The organism is uncultured Intestinimonas sp., from assembly GCF_944387725.1.
Lineage (GTDB): Bacteria > Bacillota > Clostridia > Oscillospirales > Oscillospiraceae > Intestinimonas.
The window spans coordinates 1-10164 of the sequence record NZ_CALXGA010000073.1 but is presented as its reverse complement, the minus strand read 5'-3'; the positions used below and the strand labels follow the sequence as shown (position 1 = coordinate 10164).

10 protein-coding genes and 1 pseudogene are annotated in these 10164 nt (G+C 59.2%); 1 reads left to right on the top strand and 10 read right to left on the bottom strand.

The window, feature by feature from the left end; genetic code table 11:
- Positions 1-235: 235 nt before the first annotated feature.
- From Q0K09_RS10840 to Q0K09_RS09310, 8 genes are all read right to left on the bottom strand, one after another.
- Positions 236-571: an IS3 family transposase gene (locus Q0K09_RS10840; RefSeq protein WP_365932008.1), complete on the bottom strand. Its 336-nt coding sequence runs from the start codon at positions 569-571 to the stop codon at positions 236-238.
- Positions 572-630: 59 nt separating this feature from the next.
- Positions 631-915, bottom strand: coding sequence for an imidazolonepropionase (locus tag Q0K09_RS09335; RefSeq protein ID WP_294475622.1), 285 nt, complete (start codon positions 913-915; stop codon positions 631-633).
- A gap of 111 nt (positions 916-1026) precedes the next feature.
- Positions 1027-1578 carry a transposase gene (locus Q0K09_RS09330; RefSeq protein WP_294475619.1) on the bottom strand — a complete coding sequence of 184 codons (552 nt, stop codon included), beginning with the start codon at positions 1576-1578 and terminating at the stop codon, positions 1027-1029.
- A 75-nt stretch (positions 1579-1653) separates the two neighbouring features.
- Positions 1654-1797, bottom strand: a complete 144-nt coding sequence (locus tag Q0K09_RS10835; protein ID WP_365932011.1) for a transposase — start codon at positions 1795-1797, stop codon at positions 1654-1656.
- Positions 1798-2097: 300 nt separating this feature from the next.
- Positions 2098-3726 (bottom strand): chaperonin GroEL, encoded by a 1629-nt coding sequence (groL, locus tag Q0K09_RS09325; RefSeq protein WP_294475616.1) that lies wholly within the window; start codon positions 3724-3726, stop codon positions 2098-2100.
- A gap of 74 nt (positions 3727-3800) precedes the next feature.
- A complete protein-coding gene (locus Q0K09_RS09320; protein ID WP_294475615.1) occupies positions 3801-4085 on the bottom strand; it encodes a co-chaperone GroES in 285 nt (94 codons plus the stop codon).
- Between the two features lie 264 nt (positions 4086-4349).
- Positions 4350-6119, bottom strand: coding sequence for an ABC transporter ATP-binding protein (locus tag Q0K09_RS09315; protein WP_294475614.1), 1770 nt, complete (start codon positions 6117-6119; stop codon positions 4350-4352).
- Entirely contained in the window at positions 6112-7848 is a 1737-nt protein-coding gene (locus tag Q0K09_RS09310; RefSeq protein WP_294475613.1) for an ABC transporter ATP-binding protein, read from the bottom strand. The genes Q0K09_RS09315 and Q0K09_RS09310 overlap by 8 nt, the downstream gene beginning before the upstream one ends.
- A 189-nt stretch (positions 7849-8037) precedes the next feature.
- On the opposite strand from Q0K09_RS09310, the gene Q0K09_RS09305 reads away from it, so the two are divergent.
- Complete coding sequence (locus Q0K09_RS09305; RefSeq protein WP_294475611.1) at positions 8038-8943, top strand: LysR family transcriptional regulator; 906 nt, start codon at positions 8038-8040, stop codon at positions 8941-8943.
- Between the two features lie 178 nt (positions 8944-9121).
- On the opposite strand, the gene Q0K09_RS09300 is transcribed toward Q0K09_RS09305, so the two are convergent.
- Both Q0K09_RS09300 and Q0K09_RS09295 read right to left on the bottom strand, forming a co-directional pair.
- Positions 9122-9535 (bottom strand): hypothetical protein, encoded by a 414-nt coding sequence (locus Q0K09_RS09300; RefSeq protein WP_294475609.1) that lies wholly within the window; start codon positions 9533-9535, stop codon positions 9122-9124.
- A gap of 122 nt (positions 9536-9657) precedes the next feature.
- A pseudogene (locus Q0K09_RS09295) lies at positions 9658-10164 on the bottom strand (glucose-6-phosphate isomerase); the annotation flags it as partial.

Sequence of the window (10164 nt, the reverse complement as noted above, 5' to 3'; positions counted from 1 at the left end):
GGCAGGTCCCCGCTGGAGGTCTCGCTGCCCGGTCCTCTGGAGCTGCTGAAAAAGCCCCTGCTGAAAGCAATCCGGGGTACTGTTATCGAGAAAGTCTTGCGGGATCAGGACGTGCTCCGGGACGGCATGTGACCGTTGGGTTCTGCCATTCTGCGTCCTGAAAACCGAGGAGACGACCGTTACCCAGAATACTTTCATCCCTAACCGGGGCCTCCTTCTCAAAGATTATCACCCGTCATGAGATTGAAAACATTGATATAATGACAAATGAAAGAGGATCGTATTGAGTTATGATATCGATGTGCTTGCCGGCCCATCCGAACCCATTTCCTACGCCGTCGTATTTCGGACAACAGATCATACTTTTTATGATACGAAGTACTGTTTTGGGATTTTTGTAAATACTTTGGCTTCTTAGCCACAGACACATCCGACGATAGCCGTAAGTGCCCCAGCATCGCTTGCGCTGCATGGCAATGATGTCTGCCAGTTCTTTATCTTTCTCGGGTCTGTCTGCACGGCGGACAAAGTCGTAATAACCGCTGCGGGATACGCCAAAGAATCTGCACATGACAGATATCGGATATTCTGTTCGGTGCCGGTATATCACTTGGTATTTCGTTTTTGGCCTCACGTCCTTTCCATAGACTGCAGAAAATCCCGCAACAGTTCATTTTCCATCTTCAGCCGCCTGTTTTCATATTTGTACTCTGCTAATGTTTTGGCCGGTTTCCTTCCTCGCTGTTTCGGAATAGCCTTTTCCTGCCGGTGCCGTGCACGGTAGAGCAGGTCCTTTACTGCTCGTTCACTCTGCAGCCCCAATTGCTTCGCGATTTCTTTCCGCGTTTTCCCTTGCCCCTGCAGCTGCTCGACAACCGGCACAAGTTCCTTTACTTTTTCATATTTCCTCGCCATAACAATTACCCCTTGATGTAGTACTTCCATTTTCCTACATCAGGGGGCGTTTTGTCTATTGTCCGCTTTTACTGGTTCAGTTCATTTTTGGATTCCGTTTTTGCGATCTGACTACCGGCCTTGCGGCCCCTGCTGCCTGGGCGTGTTCAACTTGTTATTGCAATTTGCGTTCCGAAATCGTTGTGTCACTTGCTTATATAGGTCATCCCCAGCTGCGCTGTCATGTATATTTCCCGCTGTCACGTCCACACCCAGAACGAACCCATGTTTGTCGCTGGCAGTATGGGCCTGGTAAGCAAATTGCCGCTCATGCTCCCCTTTTACAAATATTCCAGCATTTGGAACGGTGGTGGAAATCGTCTTCTCTACCGTTCCTCCACCTGGCGTTCCGTCTTCATTATCGTCATCCTGTATTGGCTTTTTCCCAAGTCGTTCCCGCTCTGCGTTCACTTCCCCCCGCAACTGCTGGGAATACACCTTTGCTGCCTTTGTGACTTGCACTTTCTGGAATTTCTTCTTGTTCGCACTGGCTTTGATATGGGTCCCGTCGATAAAAACTGCCTGCGGGTCCACCATCCGGTTGTTCAGGGCCTTATTCAGAATATGTTCGAAAATCTCCTGCGTCAATTCTTCCGGAAAACGCCGGCAGAATGTATAGCGCACCGTTGCAAAATGCGGTATCTCCTCCAGCAGTCCATTTCCTAAGAACCAACGGTATGCCAGATTTACTTGAATCTCTCAGTATGTCTGCCGCAATGACGCGATCCCAAACAAATGCTGAATCAATACCATCTTGATCAGAACGACTGGATCTGTCCCGGGTCGCCCATTATCGTGACAATAATATGGCTCCAGTCTCTCATACAGCCATTCATAATCCATTACTTTCTCTATTTTCCGCAGCAGATGATCCTCCGGTACCAATCCTTCTATATCCGTTATTGCTACTTCTCTCCTCGCATCTTTCCGCCGTTGTTCCATAGTTTCACCCCCATATCTGATTTCATTTTACCAGATATGTGGCCGTTCTGTGCGTCTTCTGACAGACTGAAATGGCCGATGCTCGTATATGAGCATCGGCCATTGTCTTGCCTCTTGAGCGCAGGTTTTGGTGTAAGTTTGGTGTAAATCGGTTCCACCGCTTGCCAAAAGCCTTGTATTTTCAGCGTTCTTTGCGTCTGCTTAGTACATCCCGCCCATATCGGGGGCGGCGGGGGCGGCGGGGGCGGGAGGCTCGGGCTTGTCGGCCACCAGGGACTCGGTGGTCAGCAGGATGCCGGCCACGGAGGCGGCGTTCTCCAGGGCGGAACGGGTGACCTTGGTGGGGTCCACGATGCCGGCGGAGAGCATATCCACATAGGTCTCGTTCAAGGCGTTGAAGCCATAGCCCACCTTCCGGGAGTTCTTGACCTTCTCCAGCACCACGGAGCCGTCGATGCCGGCGTTGGCGGAAATCTGGCGCATGGGCTCGGTGAGGGCCCGGGCCACGATCTGCACACCGGTCTTCTCGTCTCCCTCGGTGGCCTTGAGGAGCTTCTCCACGGCGGGGATGGCGTTGACGTAGGCGGTGCCGCCGCCGGCCACAATGCCCTCCTCCACTGCGGCGCGGGTGGCGTTCAGGGCGTCCTCGATGCGGAGCTTCTTCTCCTTCATCTCGCTCTCGGTGGCAGCGCCCACCCGGATGATGGCCACGCCGCCGGCCAGCTTGGCCAGCCGCTCCTGGAGCTTCTCCCGGTCGTAGTCGGAGGTGGTGGTCTCGATCTGGCTGCGGATCTGGGCAATCCGGTCCTTGATGGCCTGGGCGTCGCCGGAGCCGTCCACGATGATGGTGTTGTCCTTGGTCACCTTGACCTGGCGGGCGTGGCCCAGCATGTCGGCGGTGGCCTCCTTGAGCTCATAGCCCAGGTCGGAGGAGATGACGGTGCCGCCGGTGAGAATGGCCATATCCTGGAGCATCTCCTTGCGGCGGTCGCCGAAGCCGGGGGCCTTGACGCAGCAGACGTTCAGGGTGCCCCGGAGCTTGTTGACGATGAGGGTGCTCAGGGCGTCGCCCTCCACATCCTCGGCCACAATGAGCAGCTTCTTTCCGGACTGGACAATCTGCTCCAGAATGGGCAGCAACTCCTGGATGTTGGAGATCTTCTTGTCGGTGATGAGGATGGCGGCGTCGTCCAGAACGGCCTCCATCTTCTCGGTGTCGGTGACCATATAGGGGGCAATGTAGCCGCGGTCGAACTGCATCCCCTCCACGACCTCGCTGTAGGTCTCAGCGGTCTTGGACTCCTCCACGGTGATGACGCCGTCGTGAGAGACCTTCTCCATGGCCTCGGCGATGAGCTTGCCGATGGTCTCGTCGCCGGAGGAGACGGCGCCAACGCGGGCGATGTCGTCGCTGCCGTTGACGGGCTTGGAGTTCTCCTTGATGGCCTCAATGGCGGCGGCAGTGGCCTTGGCGATGCCCTTCTTCATAATCATGGGGTTGGCGCCGGCGGCCAGATTCTTCAGGCCCTCCCGGATGATGGCCTGGGCCAGCAGGGTGGCGGTGGTGGTGCCGTCGCCGGCCACGTCGTTGGTCTTGGTGGAGACCTCCTTGACGATCTGAGCGCCCATGTTCTCAAAGGGATCGGGCAGCTCGATCTCCTTGGCGATGGTCACACCGTCGTTGGTGATGAGGGGCGTGCCGAACTTCTTGTCCAGCACCACGTTGCGGCCCTTGGGGCCCAGGGTGATCTTGACGGTATCGGCGAGCTGGTTGACGCCGCGCTCCAGGGCGCGGCGGGCGTCCTCGCCATAAATAATCTGTTTGGCCATATCAATTACCTCCAAAAAAGTTTAAATTCAAGACAAAGGGGCCAGCCCTCCGGCCCCAGGCTGGGCAGGTGCGCTTACTCCACCACAGCCAGAATGTCGCCCTGGCGGACGATGGTGTACTCCTCGCCGTCCAGCTTGACCTCGGTGCCGGAATACTTGCTGGTGATGACCTTGTCGCCCTTCTTGACCGTCATGGTGACCTCCTTGCCGTCCACCATGCCGCCGGGGCCCACTTCCACCACCTCGGCCACCTCGGGCTTCTCCTTGGCGGAGCCGGTGAGGATGATGCCGCTCTTGGTCTTCTCCTCGGCCTCCACCATCTTGATGATGACACGGTCTGCAAGGGGTTTGAGTTTCATAACAGGGTTCCTCCTTATATTGATGGTTGGATATACACAATGTCTGGACTTAGCACTCAAAATATCTGAGTGCTAACTTCGAGTATGATAATACCCCTATTTGCCAGAAAAATCAACCCCCAATTTTCAGGTTTCGGGGGTTGTTTTTGAAAAATTCACTTTTTGTTCACAAAGAGACGGGCGGAGTGCCAGCTTTCCGGCCCGGCGGGGGCCGGTTTTACCGGCCCCCGCCCGAGTCCGCCCCCCGGCGAAAGGGGCGCCGGTTCAGTCCTCTGAGGCAAACTGACTGCCATAGAGCTGTGCGTAAAACCCGTTTTTCTCCAGAAGCGCCTCGTGGGTGCCCTGCTCGATGATTCGCCCCTGGTTCATGACCAGGATGTTGTCGGCGTTTTGGATGGTGGAGAGCCGGTGCGCCACAATGAAGCTGGTCCGCCCCTTCATCAGGGTCTCAAAGGCCCCCTGAATATGGATTTCTGTTCTGGTGTCGATGGAGGAGGTGGCCTCGTCCAGGATCAGCATGGGGGGCAGGCAGAGCATGATGCGGGCGATGCACAGCAGCTGCTTTTGTCCCTGAGACAGGTTGCCGCCCCCCTCCGCGATGACGGTTTGGTACCCCTCGGGCATACGCATAATGAAGCTGTGGGCGTGGGCCTTTTTTGCGGCGGCGATTACCTCTTCATCGGTGGCGTCAGGCCGGCCGTAGGCGAGATTGTCCCGGATGGAGGCCGACCGGAGCCAGGTCTCCTGGAGCACCATGCCATAGCTGGTGCGCAGGGATTGGCGGGTGAGCTGCCGGATGTCATGGCCGTCCACCTTGATGGATCCGCTGTGCACATCGTAAAACCGCATCAGAAGGTTGATAAGGGTGGTCTTGCCGCAGCCGGTGGGGCCCACAATGGCGATGCGCTGGCCGGGGGCGGCGGAGAGGTTCAGGTCCTGGATGAGGGGGGCCTCCGGCGTGTAGGAGAAGTCCACATGCTCCAGGCGGACCTCCCCCTTTGGATGACGCAGCACCACGGCGTCCGTGGGCTCCGCCGGGGCCGGGGGGGCGTCCAGGAGCTCGAAGACCCGGGCGGCGGAGGCGATGGAGTTCTGCAATTCCGTCAGCACGCTGGTGATGTCGTTAAAGGGCTTGGTATACTGGTTGGTGTAGCTCAAAAAGCTGGAGAGCTGCCCCACGGTGATCTTCCCCGCGATAGCGGTGAGCCCTCCGGCAATGGCCACGCCGGCATAAATCACGGCGCACATAAACCGGGTGACCGGGTTGGTGAGGGAGGAGTAGAAGGTGGCCTTCAGGGAAAACTCACTCAGCCGCCGGTTGATGGCGTCGAATTCCTCACATGCCTGGGTCTGGTGGTTGAACGCCTGCACGACTTTGATGCCGCCCAGCAGCTCATTGGTAAAGCCGGTCAGCTCGCCCCGGGTCTCGGACTGGCGCTGAAACATGGCAAAGGATCGCTTGGAGATGAAGTTCGCCGCCACAAAGGACAGGGGGCTCAGGAGGACGACGATGAGGGTGATCCAGGGGTCAATGCTGAGCATGAAGAAGATGGTGCCGGCAATGGTGGCGGCGCCGGTGAAGAGCTGGGTAAAGCCCAGCAGAAGGCCGTCGGAGAGCTGGTCGATATCCGTGATAACGCGGCTGATGAGGTCCCCCGTGGAATGCTGGTCGGTGTAGGACAGGGGCAGCTCCTGCAAGTGGTTGAAGGCCCGGCCCCGCAGGTCCTGAACGATGTGGTAGGTGATCTGGTTGTTGATGTGGTTCATGACCCACTGGGCGGCCGAGGTGATGAGGACGGAGATCAGAATGCTGAGGATGACGGCCAGCAGGCCGGAAAAGTCCACCTGCCCCGGCCCCACAATGAGGTCCACGCCCCGGCCCGTCAAAATGGGGACATAGAGCGTCAGCGCCACAGTCAGAACGGACAGTGCCAGGGAGAGGGCCACAAGGCCGCTGTAGGGCCGGATGCAGCGGAGAACCCGCCGCAGGGTCCGCGCCCGCCCGCCGGGCGCCTGGTCTGTTTGCTTACGCATGGGCGGCAGCCCCCTCTCCGGCGTTCTGGGAAGCGCAGATCTCCTGATAGACGCGGCAGGAGGCCAGCAGCTCCTGGTGGGTGCCGTAGCCGGCCGGCCGGCCGTCGTCCAGGACCAGGATATGGTCCGCGCCGCGGATGGCTGACACCCGCTGAGAGATGAGAAAGACGGTCATGGTCTGGGTGCTTGTGTGGATGGCCCTGCGGAGCCTTGCGTCGGTGGCAAAGTCCAGGGCCGAAGCGCTGTCGTCCAGGATCAGGATGTCCGGCTGTCCCACCAGGGCCCGGGCGATGGCGAGGCGCTGCTTCTGGCCGCCGGACAGATTGCCGCCGTTCTGTTGGAGGGGGAGCTCCAGGCCCTTCCGCTTGCTGTCTACAAACTCCCTGGCCTGGGCGATGTCCAGGGCCCGGTAAATTTCCTCCTCGGTGGCGTCCTCCTTCCCCCACTGCATGTTTTTCCTCAGGGAGCCGGAGAACAGGGTGGCCTTCTGGGGGACAATGCCCACATGGGCCCGGATGGAGGAGGGGCGCAGGGTTTTGATATCCTGGCCGAAGAGGCGGATGGTCCCGGAGGTGCAGTCATAAAATCTGGGAATGAGGTTGGCCAGGGTGGACTTTCCCGCGCCTGTGCCGCCGATGATGCCGATGGTCTCCCCCGGCAGGACGGAGAAGGTGATGCCGCGCAGGGCCTCCTCCTGGGAGCCGGCGTAGGCAAAGCCCACATCCTCAAAGGACACCGCAGGCTGGTCCTCCGCAGGGGGGACCGGCTCCCCGGTATCGGTGATGGAGGGCCGCGTTTCAAACACGGCGTTGACCCGCCCCAGGCTTGCCAGGGCTTTGGAGAGGAGAATGACCAGGTTGGCCAGCTTGACCAGCTCGGTGAGAATCTGCGACATATAGTTGATGAGGGCGATGACCTCCCCCTGGGTCAGGTCCCCCGCGTCCACCCGGCGGCCCCCCAGGGCCAGGATGGCGATAATCCCCAGGTTGACTGCCACATAGGTCAGGGGGTTTAACAGGGCGGAGATCCCCCCCACGAAGACCTGTCTGCGGTACAGGCTGCCGGCCTCCTGGCGGAACCGCGCCTTTTCCTCCTCCTGCCGGGCGAAGGCCCGCACCACCCGGATACCCAGGAGGTTTTCCCGGGTGCTGAGGAGGACCCGGTCGAGCTGCTGCTGGACCTTTTTGTAGAGGGGCATACTGGCCAGAAGAATGACAAAAATCACCATCAGCAGCACAGGGATGGTCACCACAAAGGGAACCGCCGCTCTGGCGTTGACGGTAAAGGCCATCAGCATGGCGCCCAGGACGACAAAGGGGGAGCGCAGAAACAGGCGTAGGAACATGTTGAAGCCGTTTTGCACCTGGTTGACGTCGTTGGTCACCCGGTTCATGAGGGTGGAGGTTCCAATGGCGTCGATCTCCCGATAGGAAAAGGTTTGGATGTGGGCAAACAGGTCGCGGCGCATGGCCATCCCCACGCTGACGGCGGACTTGGCCGCGAAATACTGGGCGGTGATGGAGAAGCCAAAGCCCACCACCCCCAGAAGGACCAGGAGCGCCCCCATCCTCCAGAGATAGGGCCCGTCCTTTGGGGCGATGCCCACGTCAATCATCCGCGCCACCACCAGGGGGACCAGGAGCTCAAAGGATGCCTCCAGCATCTTGAACAGGGGGGCCATGACGGTGAGGAACGGATGAAGAGCGATATCGTGCAGCAGGCGGCGCATGGTTTTTCTCCTCTCCAGCGCGGAAACGGTTTTCCCGGCGCAGTTTTTTTGCTATAATAATGCGTGTTGAACAAAGCTGCAAGCTTTAGACATGATAAGGATTTGGAGACGGGCCCAGGCCGCCGGCCGGTCCAGGGCGCGGAGCGGCGGCTGCGGCAGGTGTGACACAAAACGAAAGGGGATCGTTCCATGAAATTGACCCATCTGCAATACTTTCAGACGGTCTGTAAGCACAGCAATCTGACCCGGGCGGCCGAGGAGCTCCACATTTCCCAGCCGGGGCTGACCCATGTGATCCATGATCTGGAGCGGGAATTTGCGCTCACGCTCTTTCTCCGGCAGAATAAGGGCCTGGTCCTGACGGAGGAGGGCCGGCAGTTTCTCAATGAGGTAAATCTGCTCCTGGAGCAGGTGGAGTCCTTTTCCGGGCGCATGAAGCTGCTGGGAAAGGCCAATCAGGTCATCCGCTTCGGGCTCTCGCCCGCCAGCGTGACCTTGTACTTTTCCCCCGTCATGCAGGAGTTCCACCGCCGGTATCCCCAGGTCAAGGTCAACGTGGTGGAAAACGGGAGCATGACCAACCACCGGCGGATTCTGGACGGAGAGCTGGACATCGCCCTGCTGTCCTCCGATTCCCCCATGTCCTCCGCCTTTGGCTTCTACCAGCTGGCCGTCACAAGCCCCTGCCTCTATCTCTCCGGGGAGCATCCCCTGGCCAAAGAGGAGCGCGTCTCCCTCCGGGCGCTGGAAGGAGTCCCCCTGGTCCTGCTCTCCGAGGACTCCTTTTTGACCACCAGCACCCTGAAAACCTGCGCCCAGCATAGGGTCACGCCGAAAATCATCCTGACGACCAACCAGATCACCGTCATCAAGGGCCTGATCGAGCACAACACAGCGGGGAGCGTGCTCTTTCAGGGCACCATTCCCGACGGCCCCTGCTGCCGGGCGGTTCCGGTGGAGGAGTTCCGGGACGTAGGCATCTATCTGGTGTGGAACCAGTACAATCCCCTCCGCACCGCAGTGCGGCAGCTTATCCAGACCGCCAAAGGGCTGTACCCGCAGCCACTGGCCGCTTCGGGCCGCAGCCCGCGCTGAGGGCTGCCCTCTGGCCATGGACGCCGCAGGTATGATTGTAATGGACCGGGCTGGAGAAATCCAATACATAAAAATTAGTCTGCCATCCATAAAATTTATGGCAGAGGGCCGAAGAGCGGAGCCAGAGACGAAAACGCGGCCTCCACCCTGCGTGGAGACCGCGTTTTGGTGTCCGGCCTTAGAAATATTTCTTGACGCCCTCGCTTGCCAGGGAGGAGTCGGCGCTGATGGTGACGGTGAACTTGATGCTGTTGGCCTCGCCGAAGCGGTTCAGCCAGTCCAGGAATTCCTCCACCGCCAGGTCGGTGGCCTCGCTGGGGACAATCTTGGTCAGGCTGTCAATAAAGATGTGTGTGATATCGAAATTTCCGGCATAGAGTCCGCTGATGAACCCCTTGAGGAAGTCAAAATCCTTCATGTCGTACTGGCTGGCCTCCACCAGCCGGATTTTATAGTTGATGTCATAGGTCAGCTTGGGCCCGCGCTCGATACAGACCACATTGCCGTGCTCGTTCTGGACCGCTGTATTGATAAGCTCGATCATCTGCTTGGTCTTCCCGGTGCCCTTGACCCCCATGATCACTCTAACCATATTGATCACTCCTTACATTCTCGCCGGAAACGGCGCTCCGGCCTTGTGCCTTTATGTTACCATTTCCCCGGCGGAATTGCAACCGATTTGCCTCAATTCACGAAAAATTCACGGGGAAAGCCTCACCCGTTCAGGCGCTTTTCCAGAGCGGTGCGCTGGTCCTCATAACCAGGCTTCCCCAGAAGGGCGAACATATTCTTCTTATAGGCCTCCACCCCCGGCTGATCGAAGGGATTGACCCCCAGAAGGTAGCCGGAAAGGCCGCAGGCGTACTCAAAGAAGTAGATGAGGCCCCCGGCGGCGCCGGCGTCCCGGGCGGGGGCCTCCAGCACCAGGTTGGGCACGCCGCCGTCCACATGGGCCAGGAGGGTCCCCCGCAGGGCCTGCTCAGCCACAAACTGGAGGGGCTTTCCGGAGAGGAAGTTGAGCCCGTCCACGTTGTCTGGGTCGTGGGGGATGAGGAGCTCACGGCGGCTCTGCGCGAAGCGCACCACAGTCTCCAGCAGAATACGCTGGCCCTGCTGGATATACTGGCCCATAGAGTGGAGGTCGGCGGTGAACTCCACGCTGGCGGGGAAGAGGCCCTTGCCCTCCTTGCCCTCGCTCTCGCCGTAGAGCTGCTTCCACCA